Origin of the sequence: Paenibacillus antri, assembly GCF_005765165.1 — a bacterium.
GTDB lineage: Bacteria > Bacillota > Bacilli > Paenibacillales > YIM-B00363 > Paenibacillus_AE > Paenibacillus_AE antri.
Genome location: NZ_VCIW01000031.1, coordinates 19,411 through 42,914 on the forward strand (window position 1 = coordinate 19,411; position 23,504 = coordinate 42,914).

The following is a 23,504-nucleotide window of genomic DNA, read 5'->3' on the forward strand; positions in this document are numbered from 1 at the left end:
CAATTTGCGATTCATGCCGCTTATGCGAAAAAGAAAAGACCGCCTCGTTCGGTTGATTTCAACCGCGGAGGCAGTCTTTATTCATGCGCGATGCGGAATGCCGGGACGCTTCTCTCGGACGAACGTCAGCTTGATGCCCTCGCCGTAGTTTCCGAAGCCGCTCCCGAACAAATTGAGCCCGCGGCGATGCTCGGCTTCCGGTTCGACGGAAAGCTTTACTACGATCGGCCGTCCGTCCCCGAGGCCCAGCTCCCCGATCGTCACGTCGGAAGCTTTGACGCCGTTCACCCACGTGCCGCGGGGCGTCGTCTTCCACTCGAAGCGTTCGCCGAATTGGGTTCCGTACACCCACCAAGGAGGCGTCAGCTTGCCTCGTTCCATGCCGTAATCGCCCTTGGGCGTAACGACCGCCGTCTTCACCCCGTTCAAGGTCAGCGTAATGTCCGAAGGCCAATCTTCGTTGAAGCCTCTCGCTTCGGAGCACAGCTCGGCGGCGATCGTCAGCTCCTTCACCTGCTGCTCGGGGGGCGTCGTATCCGGAAACCGATATTCGACGAAGCCGTCCTCGCTGAACCAGAGCAGTGACGCGTCGCAGCGTTCCGGCAAGTAGAAGGAGCGCGGGTCGTCGGCCGCGCCGATTAAGCCGTCTTTGCCCGCCATGCCGCAAGGGGCGTTCACCTGAAAGAGGGTGTACATACCGATCGGCATAACGATTTGTTCTCGTTCGTGCAAGCTGTCTCCCGGCGCGCGCGGCAGCTCCAAGTGCAGGTGGTCGTAAGGGCGCGCGCATATTTTTTCCCGGTTGGCGTTCGGCACCGATTCGAGCAGCCCGGCCTGCTCCAGCTGCTGCACGTTGATCGAAACCGTCGGTTGGGCGGCCCCGAGCAGCGCCATCAGCTGCGAGATGCTCTTGGGCCCGTCCGAAAGCGCTTCTAGGATGCGCAAGCGCAAATCGCCGGACAGCGCCTTGGCGGTTTCCTGAAGCTGCGCGGGAGATATTCGTTTCGTGCGGTCGTCCGTCACGCGAGCAACGCCTTCATATACAACGATGCCTCCGCCTTACGAAGCTCCGCCAATGCCGGCGCGTAGTCCGGGTCGTCCGACACGTCGTGGAATTCGTCCGGGTCTTTTTCCAAATCGAACAGCTCGTAATGGGTTCGGCCGTCCTTTTCGATATGGACATATTTCATCCGACCGTCGCTGACGCTGAAGAAGCCTTCGCCCTCGGCATACACATAGCGGTAACCGCCTTCCGCGATCGATGCCTTAAAGTCCCGTCCGTCCGTCTCGACCGGCTCCGCGCCGGCGGCTTTCGCGCAGGTCGCCAAAATATCGGTGAGCATCACCTTCGCATCCGTACGCAGATGCTCCCGTTCGCCGGGATATTGCACGAGCATCGGGATATTAAGCACGTCCTCGTAGCCGCAATCCCCCTTGCCCCATATGTCGTGATTGCCGAGCATCTCCCCGTGATCCGCCGTAAAGACGACCAAGAGATTATCGCCGAACCGGCGAACCGCCGCGTCGACGATGCGGCCGATCTCGTCGTCGATCAACGCGACGTTCGCATAATAGCTCTTGCGCAATCGGAACCAGTAATCCTCCGAGTAATTTTTCTGCGCATATCCCGCGGCGGGGCCGCTGCCGTCGGCGATGCCTCGCCCGTCGCCGTGATAGCTCCGATGATGAATTCTTCGCTCGTCGTCGAATTCGCCCTCCAGCCGCGTCCTCGGCTTGTCCTTCGTCATATCGACCCGGTCGAAGTACGCCTCGGGCGGATCGAACGGATAATGCGGCCCGCTGAACGACGCCCAGCAAAACAGCGGCTCGTCCGGATCGTGGCTCTCCAGCATCTCCGCCGTCTTCCTACCGACCCAGCTGTCCGGATGCCAATCCGCGGGGCCGGGGAACGGAAACACCTTCTGCAGATCGCGGTCCCACACACGGCTGCGATACGCCGCTAAATAACCTTCCCGCTCCAGCTCCTTCGCATAATCGTCATAGAACCATACCGACACTTGCTTATCGTCTTGAAGATCCAGATGGTCGATGCCCAGCGATAAATAATACTCCCGGAACTCCTCGTACGGAAGCGTGAGGTCGGCCCGGGTTTCCCCGTAAGGCACCGGAGTGAAGTGACATTTGCCGTGCACCGACGTCTTGTAGCCGGCTCCTCGCAACGTCTGGAATAAGTTCGGGATACCGGCGTTCAGCTCGCATTTTCGAAAATTGCTGTACGCGCCGCTGTTGTGCGGATACCGCCCCGTCAGCAGCGCGCAGCGGGCCGGAAGGCACCAAGGGCTGACCGTGTATGCGGCATCGAATTGAATCGACCGGGAAGCCAGCCGATCCAGATGCTTCGTCTGAACGGCTTCGTTGCCGTAGCAGCTCAACGCATCCTTGCGCAGTTCGTCCGCGGTAATCAGAAGGATGTGGGGTTTCGTCGTCCTTTGCGGCATGCTCATTCACCTCTCATCTATTGTATTTTCCTTATTTACATTACGATATTACAATATATACACTTCTCCGCCAAGCCTTGATGCAGCGAATGAAAACAAAAAGAGTCATCGCCTGATGACCCCTTAGATTTATACACTTTTATGTTTCTAAAGAACTGGCCCCTCCGACGTCGACGAAGTCGATCTCCTGGAACGACTCGACCTCGACCTTCCACCGACGCTCTACGAAATCCGTATGCGCGGGGTGCGCATTGTATGCGTCGTACCCGGCCCGATCGGCGAACTCCATCGAGAAGCCGAAGCGGAACGACGTTTTCGGACTGACCTGAAGCAGCACTTCGAAGTTCTCCACCGACGGGATCGCGCTCAAGATGACGCGTCCGTCCTCAAGAAACCGCGCCGTCTCCGGGGCGTCCTCGGCATGCTTCAACGTAAAAATCGCCATATGGCGAATGCGGCCCGGCTTCATGCGGTCCACCTCCCGCCTTTATTTTTCCATAGGTTGGGGTTCGGTGTCAAAGACGGCCGCTCCGCGCCCCGCATGCATGTAAGCGTGCCAATACGCCGTCGCGACGAACAGCGCGCCGCCCGCCGCATTGCCGAGGAAGACGGGGACGAAGTTCGCGGCGAAATCCGCCCACGTCGCTGTCCCGGCGAAAATCGCCGCGGGGATGACGAACATATTCGCGACGACGTGCTGGAAGCCGATCGCGACGAACGCCATCGTCGGAAACCAGATGACGAACAGCTTGGCGCCGTCGGAGCGCGCGCCGTACGAGAGCCAGACGGCGAGCGCGACGAGCCAGTTGCAGCCGATGCCCGACGCGAACGCCGCGAAGAACGACGCCTCGAGCTTATGCGCTGCGACGTCGGCCGTCTTCTCGAGGAAGACGCCCGTCTCCGTCAACCCGACGACATGGCCGAAGACGTAGGCGACGAATATCGCCCCGAGGAAATTGCCGGCCGTGATCGCGAGCCAATTCCAACCGACCTGCGACGGCCGGATGCGCCGAGCGAGCGCCGCGACGGGCAGCGCCATCATGTTGCCGGTCAGCAGTTCGCCTCCGCCGAGCAGCGTCAGGATGAGCCCGATCGGGAACACCGAGGCGCCGATCAACGTCGACAGGGCGCTCCATTCCGACGGGAGTCCCGCCGTGACGCGGATCGACAGCAAATAGCCGAGCGCGATGAACGCGCCGGCCAGAAAGCCGAGAATCAGTTTTTCCTGCAGCGGCATCGCCGCTTTCTTAGCGCCCTTCGCGATCGTGACGGCCGCGATTTGCTCCGGCGTTCGGAATTCCATGTAAGATGCCCCTCCTGTAACGTAACCGGGTGTATATTCCCAGTTTACGCTTCCGGCGAGGAGCGACTATGATTTCCGTTACAACCTTCGATTCACCAATTCCGAGCGCGGCGCAAATTCGTAATATGCGCGACGTGATGATTGCCGTGCCATGCATATAAGCCTGCATGGTTCGCCAGATCGGTCGCGCCGGATTCGGGATGCAGGAACGTCCGCGCCCAGGCGTCTTCGCCGAATCCCCGCAGCAGCGTCGTCCACCGGGCGTGAAGCGCCGTCAACAGCTGCAGCGACGGTTCGACGTCCATCGCTCGGGCATCGTCCAGCTCCGCCCACAAGTCTTCGCGGTACGGCTTGATCGTCGGCGCGTCCTCGGTCAGCGCGAGCTTCAGCCGCACGAAGCTGTTCATATGGCTGTCCGCGACGTGATGGACGACCTGCCGGACCGTCCATCCGCCGGGGCGATACGGCGTATCGAGCCGCTCCGGCGTCAACCCCCGCACCGCCTCGCGCAGCCGTTCCGGCAGGGCGGCGATGTCCTCGATCCACGCCTCGCGTTCGGCCGGCGCGACGACTTCTCTTCGCTCGTAGGTCCCGATCGGGTAACGCGAATGCTCCGCGTGCTCTTGCATGCATCTCAGCTCCCTTGCGAAATAAATCCAGTATACCATGGTCTGCGAGCTGCAAGCCGCATCGCGGTCGGCTAACGCGGCACAAAGAAGCCCGCGATGCCGAATGAGGCATCGCGGGCTTTTCTTAGGCTTCCGGCGAAGGGTCGCCGATGCGCGGCTTTCTTCTCGTCCCGCGTTCCTCGCTTATCTGCCGCGCCCGGCCGCCCGCTTCTTGCCCGCGGGACCTCCGCCGGGCCCCTTGCCGCCGCGGCCCCAGTCGCTGCGACGGTCCGGCTTCCCGAACGGGTTGCCCTTCGGCTTGCCGAACGGCTTCTTGCCGCCCGCGCCGGCGGGTCCGCCTTCGGCCCGCTTGCCGAACGGCTTCCGGCCGCCCGCGGCTCCGGCCCCCGGCCGTCTCGCCCCGGGCGCTCCCGCCGCTTCGCCGGCGGCCGCGCCTTCGCGCAGCGACGCCGGCGCCTTCGCGCGCGTGCCCGGCCCCGCCTTCACGATCGTCTTGCCGCGACGATCGCCGGGACGCCCCGCGCCGGCCCGCGCCGCCGGTCGACCTCCTGCGGTCCGACCCGCCGGCCGACCGGCCGTCCGCGCCGGACGGCTGCCCGTGTAGCCGTACGTCTTCTCGGATCGACCCGGACGCTCGTCCTCGTCGTCCTCCAGCTCGACGTCGAAGCCCGACAGCGCCTCCGCGCCGACGCCGAATTCCTCCATGCGGCGTCGCTCCAGCCGCTGCCCGATCGATTGCTCGATGCGAGCGACCGAGCCCCGGTCCTTCGCCGCGAGCAGCGTGACCGCGACGCCGGACTGCCCCGCCCGGCCCGTGCGGCCGATGCGGTGAATGTACGTCTCCGTGTCGATCGGGACGTCGTAGTTGAAGACGTGCGTCACGCCCTCCACGTCCAGCCCCCGCGCGGCGACGTCCGTCGCCACGAGCACCTGCAGCTTCGCTTCGCGGAACCGCTTCATGACCGCTTCCCGCTTCGCCTGCGTCAGGTCGCCGTGCAGCTCGTCGGACTCGAAGCCATGCGCGACGAGCGCTTCGTTCAGCTTCTTCGCGCGAATTTTCGTGCGGCAGAAGACGACCGCGAGGTACGGGCGATACGTCTCGATCAACCGGAACAACGTCGCTTGCCGCGCCCGGTCCGTCGTCTCGACCGCGATCTGCCGGATATCGTCGAGCGTCACGTGCGCCGTCTTGATCCGGATGTCGACCGGCTTCTTCATGTAATTCGCCGCCAGCTGCTTCACCGGCCCCGGCATCGTCGCCGAGAACAGCATCGTCTGCCGCTGCGTGGCGCACTGCCGAATAATGTCTTCCACCTCGTTCAGGAAGCCCATCGTCAGCATCTGGTCCGCTTCGTCGAGCACCAGCATCGAGATATGGCCGAGATGCAGCGTCTCCCGGCGCAGATGGTCGAGCAGCCGGCCCGGCGTCGCCACGACGATATGGCTGTCGCCCCCGAGCTTATGCACCTGCGCGGCGACGTCCTGACCGCCGTAGACGGCCAATACGCCCGCGCCCATCGCGGACGCCAGCTTTTTCGCCTCCGCCGTAATCTGGATCGCCAGCTCTCGCGTCGGGGTCAGGATCAGCGCTTGAACCGACGCCCGGCGCGGATCGATCACTTCCAAGATCGGAAGCACGAAGGCGAGCGTCTTGCCTGTCCCCGTCTGCGCCTGCACGATCGCGTCGTGACCCGACAGCAGCGCGGGAATCGCCTGCTCCTGCACCGGGGTCGGCGTTACGATGCCTTGCTTTTGCAATACTTCCGCTATAAGGCTGCGTACGCCTAACGCTTCAAAACGATTCGTCACGTAAATTCCTCGATTCCTTCGATTAAGAGTATACATAACAGTGTACCCGAAAACCGATACGTATGAAACATTTCCCACAGAGAGACGTAGGCGTAGTAAAATACAGGGAAAAGGAGGAGGGACCTTCCATGACGACGATCCTTGTCGTTCATCTGCCGACGAGCCGGAAGTTTCTCCTGATCGGCGCTTCGACGCCGGGACTCGCCGCGGTGTGCGACGCCGAAGGCGCGATGCATTGGCTGCCGGCGGAGGAGCTGAAGGTGTTCGAGTACGACGGGCGGCCGATCGAACGGTACCGGTATATGCTCGAGCCTGCCGCTTCCCCCGCGCCGACGCCGACGCCGACGCCGAAGTCTAGCGAAGTCTGGGAAGACGTTCCGCTCGAAGCTTGCCCCGCCTGCGAAACGCCGGTACGCCAGGACACCCGCGAATGCCCGTCCTGCGGACTGACGCTCATCCTCGAGCAAGACTGAACGTCGGGAGAAGGGCCCGCCCGCCAAGCCGCCATGCCAAGTTATCCCTCCGCGCCCCCTTCTCCTCGACTTCCCTTGGCTCAGCCGCAACCTACCATTTTCTTGAAAACGGGACTCCCGCAGCGCTTAAAAACGCCGGGATTCGCGCGGACGAAACGTCTTTCTACGTCGAGATCGCCTCGATAAGGGGCAACGGGGCTGAGCGAAGGGAAACCGAGGACAAGAGCCCTCGGGAGAGGAACTCGCCTGCGACCTGCCGAACGAAAAAGGCGAAGCGCATCCGCCTCGCCCGCCGAACCGTCAAAACAAGTGGTTCCGCCACCCGTTGCCGGACGACTTCGACTCGCGGAATTCGGACGGCGTCATGCCGGTATGCCGCTGAAACACTTTCGTGAAATACCGCCGCTCCGCATAGCCGCTTAACGCGCCGATCTTCGTGACGCTCTTGTCGGTCATGAGCAGCAGCGACTTGGCGAGCTCCATTCGCTGCTTGGTGACGTATTCGACGAACGTCTCGCCGAAATGGTTCTTAAACAGCAAGCTGAAGTAGCTGCAGCTGATGCCGAGATGGTCCGCGACCTCTTCGACGCCGAGATCGGACGCCAACCGCCGGTCGATATAGTCCTTCGCCGACATCATGAGCAGCTCGCTCGACTTCTTGTTGAGCGCCCGCTCCATCGCATGATCGACCAGCTGCACGATCGATTCCATGATGTCCTTCAAGCTCACCGTATGTTGCAGCTTCTTCCATACGGCCTCTTCCTCGGACTGCGACATGACGTCCATCTCCCGCATCTCTCGCAGCAGGTGAATGACGACGTAATGCAGCACCGATTCCGGCAGCGCCGCCCGCTGCAGACGGCCGAGCGCCTGATCGATCCGGGCGCGGTCCTGCTGGCGCACGCCGGAGACGAGACTATCGAGCGTCGTCCACCAGGCGCCTTCCGTCTCGGGCCGCTCGGCCAGCGTCTCCGAGACGGCGAGCAGCCGGCTCGTGCCCGCATGCTGCAGGAAGCTCCGCTGCAGCCGCTTATACGTCTCGGCGACCTCCGCGACCGCCACCGGGCGCGGGAAGACGCCGACGCTGACGCTCAGCTTGACGTTCGCCATGACGGCCGCCTGCGCCGCCTCCATCCAGCGGCTCGCCTCCGCCGCGTCGTACGCTTCGACGCCGCGCTCGACGAGCACGCACCACTCGCCTTCCCGGGCGTGCAGCGAGACGTATTTGATCGCGAACGGCTGCAGCGCCTCCTGCAGCACGTTCCCGACCGCGAAGTTCCACAGCTTCCGTTCTTTCTCGTCCCATTGCACCGACAATCGGGAGTAATGGTCGACGTCGACGAGCATAACGACGTACGACGCATGCTCCGCCCACCCGTCCTCGTCCGCCAAGACGCGAAGCGCGCCTTCCGGCGGAAAGCCCATCAAGACGTCGTATAACGCCTTCTCGTACGCGAGATGCGCCACGCGGCCCCACTGCTTTTCCCGCTTCAGCTGTTCGGCCCGTTCGGCGCGAATGTCGTCCGCCACGTTCCGGACGGTTCGCTCGAGCAGCTCGTAATCGATCGGCTTCAGAATGTAGTCCTTCGCGCCGTGCTTCAGCGCCGCGCGCGCGTATTCGAACTCTTGATAACCGGTCAGCATCAAGACGTCGCAGTCCGCCCCCTCGGGGAGCGCGCGCGCTTCCGCGAGGAACGCCATCCCGTCCATGACGGGCATCCGAATGTCGCAGAGCGCGATGTCGGGCCGGTGCGTCTTCAACGCTTCTAACGCTTCCGCCCCGTTCCGCGCCGTCGCGACGATGTCGAGACGCATCTCGTCCCACGGGAGCACCATCCGCAAATTTTGCAAAATCGGCAGCTCGTCGTCCACCAGCATTACCTTGAGTCTCATGCTCTCCCCTCGCCCGGCCCGTATTTGGGAATATAACACTTAATGACGGCGCCTTGCCCGACGCCGGAGCAGACGAACAACCCGTATCTACGCCCGTATTGGATGCGAATCCGGTCGGCGACGCTGCGAAGGCCGAGGCCTCGCCGCTCCGGATTGACGACGTACTCTTCGGCCGATGCGGCGGCCGCCTCCGCTTCCTCCGCCGCCATGTAAGCGAAGCGCGCCAACGTCTCGTTCGCCATGCCGACGCCGTCGTCCTCGACCGTAATGGCGATCCGGTCGTTCTCCTCGGCGATCGTCACGCGGATCCGGCCCGGGCGATCCAACCCGTCGAACGCGTGCTGGATGCAGTTCTCGACGAGCGGCTGGAGCGTCAGCTTCTGGATCAGGAACTCCATCAGCTCCTCCGGCGCTTCGATGTCGTATTCGAACCGATCGGCGAACCGATACCGCTGAATGTCCAAATAGCTTTTCAGATGCTCGATCTCCCGGCGAATCGGAATTTCTTCGCGGTCCTGGAAGCTGATGCGCAGCATATTCGCGAGCCGAAGCACCATCTGGCTGACCTTGCGCCCTTCGTTCTGGACCGCGAGCGCATTGATCGATTCGAGCGTATTAAACAGGAAATGCGGTTTGATTTGCGCCTGCAGCACCCGCATCTCGGCCTTCGTCTTGCGTTCCTGCTCCCGCTTGACGCGCCCGAGCAGCTCGTTCACGCGGGCGATCAGGCTGTTGAGTCCGCGGGACAGGAGCGCCAGCTCGTCGTCGCCCTTCTCGTCGACGCGCAGCGCCAGATCGCCGCGCTCCACGAAGCGCATGAACCGGACGATCCGCACGATCGTCTTCGCGATGCGATTGATGAAGACGGCGAGGAACAGCAGCGCCGATACGAGCGACACCGCCATGATTCCTGCGATCCAGCGCAGGTACATCGTAATTTCGCTCGACAGCGACGTCCAGGGCGTCACCGAGAGCAGCCGCCAATCCTCGTCTTTGAGCCGAATGGAGGAGACGACGCTGTCGACGCCCTCGAAGTCGAGACGGTCGCTTCGATACGCGGCCGCGCCGCCGCCTTGCCGGTCGTCGGCGAACGCCGCCAGCGCGCTCCCGTTCCGCGCGCCCGAGCTGTCGTACAACACGAGGCCGTCGGCGTTGACCAGGTAATACCGGGTATCATATACGTCTTCGTTAAAGCTGAAATACCGGAATACGCCTTCGATGGCGGAATTTTTAATTTGAACGAGCAGCATGCCCTCGTTCCGCAGCGTGCCGATATCCTTGACGACGCGGATTTGGGTGAACACGGGCTCGTACCCCGTCAGCTGCGGATGCTCATAAGGGCCGACCCACTTCGGCAAGCCGCCCCGGTCGACGACCGCGTCGTAGATCGGCTGCAGCCGGAACTCCTCGAACGGCAGCGCGGAGAAGCTCTCTTTGGAGTAGATTCTCACGATCCTTCCGTTGTCGAGGTTGTACATGAAGGCGTAGCTGACGGACGGGTGGTTCACGAGCAGCTCCCGGAAGTTCCGCTGCGTCTCGTTCAGCTCCAAATACTTGATCGCGTCCACGTCCTCGGACGAATAGACGGGGCTGCTCAGGGCGTCCTGCACCGCGGTGCTCGCGATCGTGCTGTCCGTCACTTTATCCATCTCGCGGAAGACGAAGTCGATGTTCTGGCTGAGCGCCCGAAGCGTAATCTCCGCCTGCTGCGAATATTTCTTCTCGATCGTGTCGGCGACGAAGTAGTACGCCAGAATGCCGAGCAGGACGAGCGGGACGATGATGAAAGCGAAGAACGCCGTAAACAGCTTCACTCGCAGCGACATACGTTCTTCCTCCCGCTCCTCTCTCCCGGCGGCGTCAGCCCTTCACGCTGCCCGCCGTGATGCCCTCGATAATTTTCTCCTGCAAGAATCCATATAACACCAGCACCGGCAGCACGCTGTACACGATGCCCGTGCAGATCAAAGCGTAATTCGTCTGATACGCGTCTCGGAAGCCGACCATGCCGGTCGGCAGCGTGCGCAGCGCATCCTTGCTGATGAAGAAGTTCGCCAGCAAATATTCGTTCCAGACGCCGAGGAAGTTGACGATGAACACGGTGACGAGCGCCGGCACGGTCACCGGCAAGATGATCTGCGCGAACAATCGGATCGAGCCGAGGCCGTCCACGATCGCGGCTTCCTCCAGCTCGCTCGGGATCGACCGCATGAACGCCGCGATCAGCAGCACGCTGATCGGCAGCGCGCCGGCCGTATAAGGCAAGTATAGCGACCAATGCGTGTTCAGGATACCTAAATCTTTCACGAGAATGTACTGTGCGATGAACAATACGTTGCCCGGAATGAGCATGCCGATCAAGACGAATTGATAAATCCACCGACTCGTCCGCGCCAGCTTCATCCTCGCGAGCGCGAACGCCGTCGCCGCCGCCAGAAGCACCCCCGAGAGGGAGGAGGCGAACGATAAATACAAGCTATTGAAGAAGTACACGTTGATCTTCGCCTTCACCCACGCTTCGACGTAGTTCTCGAACATCCAGCGGGTCGGCAGACCGAACGGACGCTCCGCGATCTGCAGGTTGTCCTTGAACGACGAGAACACGACGAAGACGAACGGGAACAACACGGCGACCACGTAACCCATCAAGACGACATGCGGAAGGGCACGCTTCCATACGGTCGGCATTACAATTCCACCCTTTCCTGTCGTCTGACGACCAGCAGCTGATAGATCGCGGTGAGCAGCAGCGCGAAGACGAAGATGACGATCGACAGCGCCGTGCCGTACCCGTACTCCCCGTAATTGATCGCCTTCGTCACCATGTAAGACGCCATGACCTCGGTCGAGCCGACCGGGCCGCCGTTCGTCATGACGAGCACGATATCGACGACCTTCATGGCGCCGGCGATCGACAGCATGATTACGACCGAAACGATCGGGTTAATGAGGGGCACCGTAATGTGAATCGCCTTATGCCAGCCGGAGGCGCCGTCGATGTCGGCCGCTTCGTTCAGCTCCTTCGGAATGGCGAGTATTGCCGCCAGCACCAGCACGATGAAGAAGCCCATCCACTGCCAAGCGTTCGTCGCGAGCACGGCGAACATCGCCCACTTCATATCGGCCAGCCAGTAGATCGGTTCGATGCCGAACCAGCCGAGCGCCCGATTGAGCGGACCGACCTCGGGTTGATAAATAAAGCCCCATAGAATGCCGATGACCGAGGTCGACAAGATCGAAGGCACGAATACCGTCGTCTTGTAGAAGCCTTGGAACCTCTTGACCCCGCTGATCAATATCGCGAAAAAGACGATCAACGGCACCTGCACGAACGCCGCGAACAAGATGAAGACGATATTGTTATAGATCGCATTGATGAAGTCGTCGTCGCCGAACGCCTCCGCGAAGTTGCCGAAGCCGATGTATCTCGGATCGTTCAGCCCGTTCCAATCCGTGAAGCCGTAGACGAGCGACGTGATCATCGGATAGACGAAGAACAGCACGTACAAAAATAACGTCGGAACGACGAACAGCGCATAAACGCCCGGATGCCGCATCGTGTCCTTCATTGGCGCGATTCCCCTCTCTGGATACGAAGGCGCCGCCCGTCTCTTCCGTCCGGGCGGCGCCTCCGTTACCGTTCCTCGTTATTTACTGCTGGCTGGCGTTCGCCGTATCCTGCACCTTCTGCATCGCTTCGCCGACTTGCTCCGGCGACGCTTGGCCCGCGATCAGCTTCTGGATTTGCGCTTCGGATTCTTTATAGACGTCGGATTGAACGACGGAGTCGAAGTGCGAGAACGCGCCGCCGGCCGTCTTCATGAGATTCATGACCTCTTTCACGATCGGGTCCTCGACCTTGGAGAGCGCGTCGTCGGACAGCTTCATCGAAGGCAATACGCCGTCCTCGAGCAAGCCGCGCAGCTGCATCTCGTCGTTGTACAGGTTCTTGATGAACGCCTTGACCGCCTTCAGCTCGTTCTCGTTTAGATTGGCGGAGAACCCGTATCCGTTGCCGTAGTTGCCGTTCACGAAGCTTTGGTCGCCGACGCCGTTCGGCACGGCCGGCATGTTGAAGTACCCGACTTTGCCCGTCAGGTCGAACGCTTGCTCCGGATCCTTGAATACGGAGGAGCGCCAGCTGCCGTCGAACATCATGCCCGCCTTGCCCGTGACGAACTGGTTCAACATATCCGCGTACTCGAGACCGAGCTCGCCCTTCGTGAAATACCCCTTATCCACCCATTCCTTGTACTTCGCGAACGCCGCCACGACCTCCGGCGAGTTCCACTTCGCCGAGCCGGACAGGAAGCCGTTGATGGACTCCGGACCCGCGTACCGGCCGATCATCGTATTGACCATCATAAGCGGCACCCATGCGCCCTTCGAGCCCATCGCGAACGGCGTGACGCCGTTCGACTTCAGCGTCTCCGCGGCCGCTTCGAGCTCCTCCCACGTCTTCGGCGGCGCGATGCCGTATTGCTCGAACATCGCTTGGTTATAGTAGAAGCCTTCCGTGTTCCCGCCGATCGGCAGGCCGTACACCTTGCCGTCCAGCGTAAATTGGCTCAGGTTCAAGAACTTATCCCCGATGCCGAGCTCCGCGAGAATCGGCGTCAGATCGAGGAGACGGCCCGCTGCCGCATATTTCAGCGCATCGCCCGTCCCGCCGAACAAGTCGAAGATTTTCGGCGGATTGCCCGCCGCCATCTCCGCGGGCAGCTTCGTGAACCGGTTGACCTGGTCCTCGACGCCGTCGAGCTCGAACGTCAGCCCCGGAATTTCCGCCTCGGTCGCGGCGACGACGTCGTCGAGAATCGCCTTGCGGAACTTCTGCGCTTCGCCGATCTGAATATGCCGGAGCGATACCGTGAACGGTTCGACCGTCTCCTCCTTCGGCTCTTCGGCCGGCTTCTCCGCCGGTTGCTCCGCGGCCGGTTCCGGCGCCGCCGGCGTCTCCCCGGCCGGTTCCGCTCCGTTCCCTCCCGCGCATCCCGCAAGCGCCAACGCAATGCCGAGAACAAGAATGCTTACTGATTTCAGCTGTTTCGTCATTCTCTTCCAGACCTCCCCGTAACGTATCGCAACTTCGCGTTGCATCTTCATTATAGAATCCGTCCCCGGGAGCCCGGCAGGTTCACATTTGTATCATAGGGGGATAAATTCGTCTACAACGCGCAAAAAGGCGAGCCGCCGGCTCGCCTTCCCGTATTAGTAGCTCCGCAGCGGGAACGACGCGGTAACGGTCGTACCCGCGCCCGGTTCGCTGACGACCTCGATCTCCGCTTCGAAGTGGTCCGCGAGCTTCTTGACCATGAACAAGCCGATGCCTTGTCCGCCGCGCTCGTCGTTCATCTTCTCGTATTTGCGAAACAGTCTCGACACCTGCTCCTCCGTCATCCCCACGCCCTCGTCGCGAACGCAGACCACCAAGCGGTCCTTGTCGCGGCGAACAAGGCATTCGACCTTCCCGCCTTCGTCGCTGTACTTGATCGCGTTGCTCGCCAGGTTGGAGACGATCAGCTTAAAGCCGATCGCGTTCGCCAGCATCGTCTCGTTCCCCGTCAGCTCTACGACGGAGGCGAAGCCGACGTTCTGCGTGCGCGCCTTGATCTCCATCATGCCGATCGTCTCCCGAACGAGCGGCGCGGGCGAGATGAGCCTCCGATGCCACAACGTCTCCGTGGACAACATCTCTTCCGTGTTAATAATATGCGATATTTCGTTATCGATGAGATCGACGTAGTCCACGATCGCCTGCAGCCGCTCGCGGTCGCGCGCCTCCGTCGCGCGATCCCCCACCAGCCTCGCGTACGCCTTGATCACCGTCAGCGGATTGCGGACCTCATGGGACACCACGTGGACGAAATCGAGCTTCTGTCGGTACAAATCCATCTCCGTCTCCAACTCGACCTGGGCGGACAACGTCGGGAAGATCATGCCGGCATTGCGCTTGTGGCGGTACAAGCTCGAATGGACGAGCGATTCGTCGGTCATCAAATATTCATGGGATTTCAGCAGCTCGTTCTGAATGGCGGCGGGCACCTTCATCGCGTCGTACGCGCACACCGTCAAATAGCCGAGCTCGTCGAGCGCCAAGTCGGCCTTGCATTCGTATTCGTGCAGCTTCCCCACGATATCGCGGCCGTCCTTCCAATCCACATGTCCCCACAACCGAACGTCTTGGTGCCGCAAGAAATGAGGCATTACGATATCGTCCAGATTATCGAGCACGCGATCATACTCGAAGTCCTCGTACGTTCGATAAAATTCGTCCCGATCGATATGATGCACGTACGCGTTCAGCAGCCGTTCGTTCCATTCCCGAACAAGCCGCGAACGGATTTTTTCGTAATTCGCGGCCGTCTCGATGAAGATGACGACCTGCTCCAACTCGATCCCTTTGCGAATGAACGATGCCGCATTGTTCACGTAACTTTCCTGGTCGCTGTGGAAGTACAAGATATGCGCTCCCGCCGGGACGGTCAGTGTACTTGTCAGCGAAATGCTTCGGATTCCCATCATGTAGTCTTCGCCTCCAAGCCTATCCCCCGGAAAGGGGTTTCCCTTATTTTACAATAGGGCAGACAAGTTTCATACAGCATTCCGGGCACAAAAAAAAACCGCCCCCAACGTTCGCTGGGAGCGGTCTTTGATGATTACAATTTTACAACGTTCTCAGCTTGCGGACCGCGGTTGCCTTGAACGACGTTGAACTCAACGCGTTGGCCTTCGTCCAAAGACTTGTAGCCGTCGCCGACGATTGCGCTGAAGTGAACGAATACGTCATTGCCGCCTTCAACTTCGATGAAACCGTAGCCCTTCTCTGCGTTGAACCACTTAACTGTACCTGTTTGCATGTAACGTACCTCCAAAATTGGTTTACCCTTAATACTCCATTCCTTATCAGAAAGAAAAAAACACATTCCGAAAAGGGACGAGTGCAGCAAAAATGATCCCCTTACAGAATGTGTATTAAGGTCTCATGTTTGACATTTTCAATGTATCATATCATCGAACGAATTGCAACCATGTTTTGTAAGCGGCTTCTTGGCCCGTTTACCCGTTCTCGAGCCGCTTCATGAACTCCTCCGCGGCGCTGTACCCCTGCTGTCGCAAGTACCAGCTGTTGGCGGCCGCCTCCACCAGCCCCGCCACGTCGCGTCCCGGCTGCAGCTGAATTTCGATATGCGGGATCTTCACGTCGAGATACTCCGTGAATTTCGGCTCCAGCTCCAGTTCGTTGTTCAACGCGTCCTGCTCCCACTTCTTCAGCTCGATGTCGAGCACGATGCGGGTTTCGTCCTGGAAGGCGCTGCGGCCGTACAGCCGCGAGACGTTGATCAGGCCGATGCTGCGCAGCGCGAGGAATTCCTTCGTCTTCCCGTTATGCGTGCCGAGCAGCGTCTCCGGGTTGATCCGCTTGAGCACGACCAGGTCGTCCGCGACGAGCCGATGGCCGCGCCGGATGAGCGTATGCGCGGTTTCGCTCTTGCCGACGCCGGACTTGCCGCGCAGCAGCACCCCGATGCCCGAGACGTTCACGCAGACGCCGTGAATGGCGATCTCCTCGGCAAGCGTCTTCGACAAGTAGCCGTTGACCAAATCCAAGAACTTCGTCGTCGCGAGCGGCGTCCGGAGAAGCGGAATGTTTTCTTCCTCGCAATATTTGATTAAATATTTCAGTCCCTCTTGGTTTCGGCTGACGATGAAGCAAGGCGGATGATACTTGACGATATTGCCGATATGATGATTCCGTTCGTCCTCGGACAATCGGTGCAGGTATGTAATTTCGCGCCGCCCGAGCAGCTGCACCTCGGCCTGCGGGAAATACTCGAAGTACCCGACGAATTCCAAGCCGGGCCGGTGAACCCGGGTTTTGGTGATCTCGCGGTGCAGCTGCTCGCCGCCGGCCAGCACCTCCAGAGAGAATCGATCCACCAGTTCTTTGACCGTAATCGACTTCAGCTCCGCCCCCTCCTTCTTGGCAACGATTTCATGCTACTCCCAAGGTAAGCGCAATCCCCCCGTTTCGTCAACACTGTTCACAAAAAAGCCGACATTGCGCGACTCCTCGCCTCCAGCGTATCTACCCTTGCCGCATCGCGGCAAGGGTAGGATCGCAACTGATTTTATTCCGGAACCGGCTTCGTCGCAACGGTCGTCACGCGTCCCGTCACGCCTTCCGGCAGCCGCACGTCGAGCTCGATATCCTCCGGCGCCGAGACGCGCAATGTCATCTCGTTCCCGTCTATCCGCCATTGCACTTCGACGGCGCCCCCGTTCGGCAGCGGTACGGCGCCGCGCGCCCATGTCAGGCCGCATGGGGTCGGCTCGATGCGAACCTTTTTCCAACCGAGTTGTTCTCGTCTGACCCCAAGCACGCTCCGGCCCAGGAAGTAAGCGGGGCCCGCGGACCACGCATGACAGTGGCTGCGCGTCAGCTGGTCCGGATTCGCGCGGTTTTCCGCGAAGTTCGGGTACATCTCCCAACAGGTGGTCGCGCCGTTATCGATCATCTGACCGAAGTTGCGGCGAATGTCTTCGAGCATGAGCGCTTCGCGCCCGGTCGCCTCCAGCGCTTCATAATAGAAGAACGACATGAACGGACTGCCGATCTGCACGAACCGGGCCGGCGGCTCGACCAAATACCGCTCGAGCCTCTCCTTCCGCTCGCCTTCGGCGACGCCGCACAGCAACGCGACGACTTGCGTCTGCATGCTGTAGACGGTCGAGCGGCGGCCGTCCGCATGGATGCAGTCGAGATACGCCCCTCGCTCCTCGTCCCAGAGCTTCTCGTTGACGGCGGAGGCGAGCGACGACGCCGCCCGCACGAACGGGTCGGCCTCGCCGGCCGGACGCCCGGCCGCGGCGGCGAGCGACGACGCCTTGCGCAGCGTCTGTACGAGGAACAAATTCTGATGCGTCACGACGCCCTCTCTCGGCTGATCGATCGGCGCCCAGTCGAGCAGGTTCCACCCCCGTATTTCCAGCAGGCCCTCGTCGTTGATATGCTCTAGGTAATGCTCCAGCGTGAAGCGAACATGCGGCCACATCTCCGCCGCGAACGCGCGGTCGCCCGAATGCTCGACGTACTCCATGCAAGCGATCGCCCAGAAGAACGTCCAGTTCGGGATGACGCTCTTCCAACCGCTCGGCACTTGATCGAGGTACAACGGGGACTCGTCCTTCGAGCCGGGCACGAGTCGAAGGCATCGCTTCACGATATCGAGGGCGCCGAAGACGTAGTAGTTGACGAGCGCTTCGTTGCGGCTGTCGCCGACCCAAAACACCTGCTCGTACGCCGGGCAGTCGACGAACGTATCCTCCATGCACAGCCGCGTCGTATGGCGGCTGATGTCCCAGATGTCGTTCAGCAGCGGATCGGAGCACTGGAACGCGCCCGCGTCGACGACCGGGTACGTGCTCTGCACGACGTATACCTCGTGCAGCCGCACCGGTCCGGCCGCGCCGCGCACCGTGATCGCCGCGTACCGGCAGCCCCGGCGCACCGGCGATTCGTACCGCTGCCGTCCCCCGCGGCTGATGTACCGGAACGTATTGTCGAGTCCGTACGTGTGCTGCCGGTAGTCGGCCTTTAAGTACTCCAAGCCGTAGAAGTCGATGACGGCGCCCTCCGGCGCTTCGATCTCGAAGCCGTGGAAGCCGGAGCGCTGCTTGCCGAAGTCGACGATCAGCTCCGTATCGCCGTCCCCGAAGCGAGGCAGCTCGGCCGGCTCCGGCGTCGGAAGGAGCCCCCGCTCGAGCCCTTGCGGGATCGCGTACGCTTCCGCGACCGGCCGCCAGACGTTCGCGCCGAAGACGTCCTGCTCGGTGTAGTACGCGGAAGGCAGCGGCCGGATCAGGTCGCCGGCGGGCTCCAGCGCGCGCATCGATGACGCGCCGGCCGCCCGGACGTAGCCGGGCTCTTCGAGATCGACCGTCCGCGGCGCTTCGGTGTCGATGTGCACCGCCTCGTCGAACGGGCCGACGAGCGCGAACGGGGTGTCGCTTCCTTCGAGCGGGCAGCGCAAGTCGAACGCGACGTCGGCATGGGCGGCGAGATGGAACGAGCCTCCATGGTCTTGGGACGTCACGTCGATGAGCACGAAGTGCTCCCCCGCCGCAAGGTCGACGTCGGCGTATCGCTCCGGCTGCTCGCCCGTCCAGCCCTCTACCAGACGGCCGTCGACCCAGACGCGGCCCTTCCGCGCTCCGCTCGGGAAGCCGAGCGTCACCCGCCCCGCCGCGGGCAGCGCGATCGTCGTCGCGAGGTATCCGACGAACGTCGCCGGATTCGCGTGGTCGACCGTGCTAGGCATCATCGCGTTGCGCAAGTCGATCGCGGCGGTATACGCCGGCGGCTTCACGCGCTGCAGCGACTCGATCCGGGACGGGTACAGCTTCTCCTCCGTCAGGAACGGGATGTCGCGCGGAACGAGCGACTTCCATGGGCCTTCGCCGACCGCCGCGACGACGCGCGCCTCGGCCCAGGCCGCATCTTCGAAGCCCGGCTCCGTCCACTCGCCGTCCCATGCCCTCGCGTCGTACACCTCGGCGAAGCCCTGCTGGCACGACATGCGCGGCGACGACGCATCCTGCCCGGCCAGCTTCTCCGTCCGCCACGAGGCGTCCGTCGCCGCGAGCGCCGTCCCGTTCGCCGTCACCTCGGCGAGCAGTCCGCCTTTGCCCCGCAAGTAATAAAAGTTCGTCACGCCGAAGTGAAGCACCAGCACCGCGATCGTATTCCGCGCGCCGGGCTTCAGCAGATGGCCGATCCGATGAGTGTCGTAGAACTGCTCTTCCGGCCAAGACCGGACGGGACCGCGTCCGACCCGTACGCCGTTCACGTATGCGACGTACCGAGAGTCCGCGCTGATGCGCAGCTCCGCCGCGGCCGCCAGTTCTTCCTCCGGCGTCTCGAACGTCGTCCGAAAGCACCTCCACTCGTTCCGCGGGCTCTCCTCGCCGCCGCCCCAAATCCACGCCGCCTTCCACGCTTGCTCGCTCATACAGGCTCCTCCTTGAATCATTGCTTCATATGAGTCCTATTTTAAGCGGTTCCATCCGCATGATTATGGGTTGTCTGCGCCATAAACAGGGGTCTATAATGACATTGAATCAGGAGGAATGCGCCATGTCGAAGCCCGTGACGATTACGCCGGGAACGCTCTTTTTCAAGACGTCTTTGCCCTTCTACTTGAACCGCGTCGCGGAATCGTTCGAGCTGGAATTTCACGCGCACGACTTCATGGAGATCGCGTACATCGACGAGGGGGCCGGCTTTCATTACGTGAACGAGGAGCGGATGCCCGTGTCGAAGGGGGACTTGTTCCTGCTCCCGATCGGGGTGTCGCACGTGTTCCGCCCGAAGAGCCTTCGGCCCGAACAGCCGCTCGTCGTATACAACTGTATCTACAAACAGGAGCAAGTCGCCGCCGAGCTCGCGTCGATGCCCGGCTTCGCCTCGCTCGCCCGCGCTTCGCGCCTGCTGCAGCTGACTCCGTCAACCGACGATTCGGAAAATGCCCCCCGCTACCTCCGCGACCGAAGCGGCGCATTCGGCGAGCTGCTGCGCGCGATGCATCTCGAGTTCGTCCAACGCCGCGTCGGGTACGTCGCACGGTTGTATGCGCTCTTCGCGGAGCTCGCGGTGCAGCTCGAACGGCACTCCGAGCCGGACGCGACGAAGCCGGCGCTTCTGCGCGAACGAGACGACGACCCGATCCAAGAGGCGATTCGCGTCGCGGACGCGTCGTTCGCGGAGCCGCTGACGGCCGTCGCCCTGGCGGAGCGGCTGAACGTCAGCGTCCGCCACTTCCACCGGCTGTTCCGGGGCGCGACCGGGCGGTCGTTCACCGATTACGTGCAGCTCCGCCGCATCGAACGCGCCTGCGAATGGCTCGCCGACACCCGCTGGCCGGTGCAGGACATCGCCGGACGGGTCGGGTATCAGGACGCGAAATTTTTCCAGCGGTTGTTCAAAAAAAAGACGGGGCACTCCCCCAGGGAGTACCGCCGTCTGCATCGCAAGTGACTATAACGTATTATTCGTATTATTCGTCCGCCGTTCGCATGCCGCGAGCCCAGTAGATGATCGGCGTCGAAGCGACCGATACGACCAGCTTGATCAGGTACGTCGTCAGCGCGACCTGCACCCAGACGTCGAACGGAAAGCCCGGCGCGCCGAGGAAGGCGATCGAGCAAAAGAGGAGCGTATCCAGAAGCTGGCTGAGCGCCGTGCTTCCGTTATTCCGAATCCAAAGCTGACCGGGCTTCGGGAACGCCTTCTTCAATAACGTAAAGATTTTGACGTCGACCCATTGGCTGACGAAGTAGGCCGTCAAGCTGCCGAGCGCAAGCCGCGGGAGCAGGCCGAAGATCGTCTCGAGCGAGTCCTGCGCGACGTCGGTGTCCGTCGGCTCGAAGACGAGCGCCATCTGCATCATGATCGTCGACGCGATCAAGGCGAAGAAGCCCACGAATACCGCCTTCTTGGCGGCTTTCTCTCCGTACTTCTCGTTCAGCAGGTCGGTCGCGAGGAAGATCGTCGCGTAAATCGTGTTGCCGAGCGTCATGACGAGTCCCGCCATCTCGATCGTCTTAACGACCTGAATGTTGGCGAGCACCGTGGCGACGCCGACCCATGCGTACAGTCCGCCGCGCCCGAACAGCCGGTAGCAGGCAAGAAATAACGCGAAGTTGACGACGGCGAACGCCGCGCCCCATAACAAATTAAACATGCCTAATTCCTCCCTAGTTTTGGTTACGCGGGATGGTCTCGAACCGCGGCGCCGCTTCGACGGCGCATCGTTCATTATAACGGAGGAGCGTCGAAGCCGCCACCTATTCCGCGCCGCCCGACACTCGTTACTTCCTGAATGCACTCCCGTGCAGCATTTTTTGCACCGCTGTACAGCACACTTCGCACCACCACGCAGCAATCTCCCCGCCAACGCCTACGCAAGACACTCGTTACTTCCTGAATGCACCGCCATGCAGCTAACTTTGCACCGCTGTACAGCACAATTCGCACCACCACGCAGCAATCTCCCCGCCAACGCCTGCCGTAAGACACTCGTTACTTCCTGAATGCACTCCCGTGCAGCATTTTTTGCACCGCTGTACAGCACAATTCGCACCACCACGCAGCAATCTCCCCGCCAACGCCTGCCGCAGCCTTTGTCTCCGACCATTTTCCTCTCGGTACGGCGGGCCGGGGCGAGCAATGGCGGGAAGCGATCGACTCGTAGGCCGCGAGGGCAGAAAAAAAGACGCCCCTCGGGGCGCCGCTTCATGCAACGAAATTCACGTGACGCTTTTCTTCGCGTATTTGTTATCGAGCGTGTAATTCGACAGTTGGGGCAGCATCTTCGTCCCGCGCGCCATAGGAACGCGGCACGACGGGCATTCCGGCTCGGCGTCGAACGCGAAGTTGTCTCTCATCCAACAATTGCAGCCCTCGTTCGAGCACGTCCAGACGTCCGTCATTTCCTCCGGGATCTCAACGGCTTGCGGTTTGCGCGAATACATAGGCTCCTCCTTGTAAGAACGCGATTCGTCTCCGTAGAAACAAAAATCACATACCGGAACGCCGCTCGGAACTGCATTGAAGGACGTATCGCGATATGTGAATCACGTTTATTGGGTAGTCTGTTATGGAATTAGATTACCATATTCGGCCCCCAAAATCAAGAAATCGACCGTTCCGCCATCAGCCGCCCGACCTCTCGTTCGACGTCCTCGGGACCGGACATGTAGTTGTATAACCCCAAGAACGTTCGCGTCGCTTGGGGGTCGGAGCCGATCAAACCGTTGACCATTTCGTCCTCCGGCGTGACGGGCGCCACCTGAGAAAACTTGCATCCCAGATAAAACAACCCCGACAGCTTCGATTTCATCGCCCCCTCGTAACGCGCCGCCATCTCGCCCCAGCGCGGGCCCCATTCGGCCTTGTCGACGCTCGACAACGTCGCGGCGAGCGCCCGAGCGCCGTATAACGCGTCATGCAGCCCTTGGCCGACGGCCGGATCCTTGAACATCAGGGCGTCGCCGACGAGCGCCCACCCGTCGCCCATCCCCGCGTACCAATCGTTGTCGTAGCCGAGCAGCCCCTTGATCGGCTCCGCCAACGCCGCTTCGCGCAGCCGCGCCGGGAAGTCGGTCGCGGGAAGCCCGGCGTCGACGGCGGCGCGGAAGCTTTCCTCCGGCGCCTCCCGCATCCGATCGATCCACGCCTTGCGCGCCAACGGGAACATGACGCCGATGACGTACAGCGAATCGCTCGTCGGGAAGGCGATGACGATCGTATCGTCCGTCTTATACATCTCTACGTGCCGCTCGCCCGATTGCGTAAAACCGGAGAAGTATCCGACATAGGAGGCGTAATCCGTCGGCACGCGAATGTCGCAGCGGCTGCCCGCCAAGTCGCGAACGGCCGACCGGCGGCCGTCGGCGCCGACGACGAACCGCGCCTCGAACCGTTCGACGCCGCCGTCGCGGCGCACGCCGACGACCCCGCGAACGGCGTCGCCGTCCTTCAGCAGCTCCGTTACGCGGAAGCCTTGCATCGCATGGACGCCCGGCTGCGCGGCGGCGTGCTCGAACAAGATATGGTCCAGGTACGTTCGCCGAATGGACATGCAGAACGTCTCGCCGTTCGCCTCCGGGAAGTCGCCGTCGATCGCCGCGCCGCCGATCTGCAGCTTCGCGCGGCGATACGTCGGCGTACCGGTGGCGAGCAGCTTGTCGAGCACGCCCATCTCCCGCAGCATGCCGATCGAGTTATTGAAGAAGTTATGCGTTGACAAGATGTCGCTCGGGAACGTGCTCCGGTCGAGCAGCAGCACCTCGAAGCCGGCTTTCGAGAGCTCGTACGCCAGGGCCGATCCGGCGACACGGGCGCCGACGACGATCACGTCGTATTGGGTCTTCATCG

20 protein-coding genes are annotated in these 23,504 nt (G+C 61.7%); 2 read left to right on the forward strand and 18 right to left on the reverse strand.

The window, feature by feature from the left end:
* Positions 1–81: 81 nt before the first annotated feature.
* The 6 genes from FE782_RS29405 to FE782_RS29430 all read right to left on the reverse strand — a co-directional run bounded on the left by FE782_RS29405 (position 82) and on the right by FE782_RS29430 (position 6,200).
* Positions 82–1,023 (reverse strand): ArsR/SmtB family transcription factor, encoded by a 942-nt coding sequence (locus FE782_RS29405; RefSeq protein WP_138197922.1) that lies wholly within the window; start codon positions 1,021–1,023, stop codon positions 82–84.
* On the reverse strand, positions 1,020–2,459 hold the full coding sequence (locus FE782_RS29410) for a sulfatase-like hydrolase/transferase (RefSeq protein ID WP_202914636.1): 1,440 nt from the start codon (positions 2,457–2,459) through the stop codon (positions 1,020–1,022). The genes FE782_RS29405 and FE782_RS29410 overlap by 4 nt, the downstream gene beginning before the upstream one ends.
* 139 nt (positions 2,460–2,598) lie before the next feature.
* Positions 2,599–2,928 (reverse strand): Dabb family protein, encoded by a 330-nt coding sequence (locus tag FE782_RS29415; protein ID WP_138197924.1) that lies wholly within the window; start codon positions 2,926–2,928, stop codon positions 2,599–2,601.
* A gap of 18 nt (positions 2,929–2,946) precedes the next feature.
* Positions 2,947–3,762, reverse strand: coding sequence for a formate/nitrite transporter family protein (locus FE782_RS29420; RefSeq protein ID WP_138197925.1), 816 nt, complete (start codon positions 3,760–3,762; stop codon positions 2,947–2,949).
* A 92-nt stretch (positions 3,763–3,854) separates the two neighbouring features.
* The gene (locus tag FE782_RS29425; RefSeq protein ID WP_138197926.1) at positions 3,855–4,391 is read right to left on the reverse strand and encodes a YfiT family bacillithiol transferase; all 537 of its coding nucleotides are present in this window, start codon (positions 4,389–4,391) and stop codon (positions 3,855–3,857) included.
* A gap of 183 nt (positions 4,392–4,574) precedes the next feature.
* Entirely contained in the window at positions 4,575–6,200 is a 1,626-nt protein-coding gene (locus tag FE782_RS29430; RefSeq protein ID WP_238392714.1) for a DEAD/DEAH box helicase, read from the reverse strand.
* 128 nt (positions 6,201–6,328) lie between these two features.
* On the opposite strand from FE782_RS29430, the gene FE782_RS29435 reads away from it, so the two are divergent.
* Positions 6,329–6,673, forward strand: coding sequence for a zinc ribbon domain-containing protein (locus FE782_RS29435; RefSeq protein WP_138197928.1), 345 nt, complete (start codon positions 6,329–6,331; stop codon positions 6,671–6,673).
* Positions 6,674–6,973: 300 nt separating this feature from the next.
* Here FE782_RS29435 and FE782_RS29440 read toward each other — a convergent pair whose 3' ends face one another.
* The 9 genes from FE782_RS29440 to FE782_RS29480 form a co-directional block, all read right to left on the reverse strand.
* Positions 6,974–8,566, reverse strand: a complete 1,593-nt coding sequence (locus FE782_RS29440; RefSeq protein ID WP_138197929.1) for a response regulator transcription factor — start codon at positions 8,564–8,566, stop codon at positions 6,974–6,976.
* Positions 8,563–10,392 (reverse strand): cache domain-containing sensor histidine kinase, encoded by a 1,830-nt coding sequence (locus FE782_RS29445; protein ID WP_138197930.1) that lies wholly within the window; start codon positions 10,390–10,392, stop codon positions 8,563–8,565. The genes FE782_RS29440 and FE782_RS29445 overlap by 4 nt, the downstream gene beginning before the upstream one ends.
* A 34-nt stretch (positions 10,393–10,426) precedes the next feature.
* On the reverse strand, positions 10,427–11,254 hold the full coding sequence (locus tag FE782_RS29450; protein ID WP_138197931.1) for a carbohydrate ABC transporter permease: 828 nt from the start codon (positions 11,252–11,254) through the stop codon (positions 10,427–10,429).
* Entirely contained in the window at positions 11,254–12,135 is an 882-nt protein-coding gene (locus FE782_RS29455; protein ID WP_138197932.1) for a carbohydrate ABC transporter permease, read from the reverse strand. Before FE782_RS29455 ends, FE782_RS29450 begins: the two co-directional genes overlap by 1 nt.
* Positions 12,136–12,217: 82 nt before the next feature.
* Positions 12,218–13,621, reverse strand: a complete 1,404-nt coding sequence (locus FE782_RS29460) for an extracellular solute-binding protein (RefSeq protein ID WP_138197933.1) — start codon at positions 13,619–13,621, stop codon at positions 12,218–12,220.
* Between the two features lie 156 nt (positions 13,622–13,777).
* A complete protein-coding gene (locus tag FE782_RS29465; protein ID WP_138197934.1) occupies positions 13,778–15,091 on the reverse strand; it encodes an ATP-binding protein in 1,314 nt (437 codons plus the stop codon).
* A 134-nt stretch (positions 15,092–15,225) separates the two neighbouring features.
* A complete protein-coding gene (locus FE782_RS29470; protein WP_138197935.1) occupies positions 15,226–15,426 on the reverse strand; it encodes a cold-shock protein in 201 nt (66 codons plus the stop codon).
* 199 nt (positions 15,427–15,625) lie between these two features.
* Complete coding sequence (hprK, locus tag FE782_RS29475; protein WP_138197936.1) at positions 15,626–16,534, reverse strand: HPr(Ser) kinase/phosphatase; 909 nt, start codon at positions 16,532–16,534, stop codon at positions 15,626–15,628.
* Between the two features lie 164 nt (positions 16,535–16,698).
* Positions 16,699–19,578 carry a family 78 glycoside hydrolase catalytic domain gene (locus FE782_RS29480; protein WP_138197937.1) on the reverse strand — a complete coding sequence of 960 codons (2,880 nt, stop codon included), beginning with the start codon at positions 19,576–19,578 and terminating at the stop codon, positions 16,699–16,701.
* A 125-nt stretch (positions 19,579–19,703) separates the two neighbouring features.
* Between FE782_RS29480 and FE782_RS29485 the strand changes: the two genes are divergently transcribed.
* Complete coding sequence (locus FE782_RS29485) at positions 19,704–20,603, forward strand: AraC family transcriptional regulator (RefSeq protein WP_158299611.1); 900 nt, start codon at positions 19,704–19,706, stop codon at positions 20,601–20,603.
* A 19-nt stretch (positions 20,604–20,622) separates the two neighbouring features.
* On the opposite strand, the gene FE782_RS29490 is transcribed toward FE782_RS29485, so the two are convergent.
* From FE782_RS29490 to FE782_RS29500, 3 genes are all read right to left on the reverse strand, one after another.
* Entirely contained in the window at positions 20,623–21,309 is a 687-nt protein-coding gene (locus FE782_RS29490) for a queuosine precursor transporter (RefSeq protein WP_138197939.1), read from the reverse strand.
* Positions 21,310–21,874: 565 nt separating this feature from the next.
* The gene (locus FE782_RS29495) at positions 21,875–22,099 is read right to left on the reverse strand and encodes a cold-shock protein (protein ID WP_138197940.1); all 225 of its coding nucleotides are present in this window, start codon (positions 22,097–22,099) and stop codon (positions 21,875–21,877) included.
* 158 nt (positions 22,100–22,257) lie between these two features.
* A complete protein-coding gene (locus tag FE782_RS29500; protein WP_138197941.1) occupies positions 22,258–23,502 on the reverse strand; it encodes an NAD(P)/FAD-dependent oxidoreductase in 1,245 nt (414 codons plus the stop codon).
* Between the last annotated feature and the right edge of the window lie 2 nt (positions 23,503–23,504).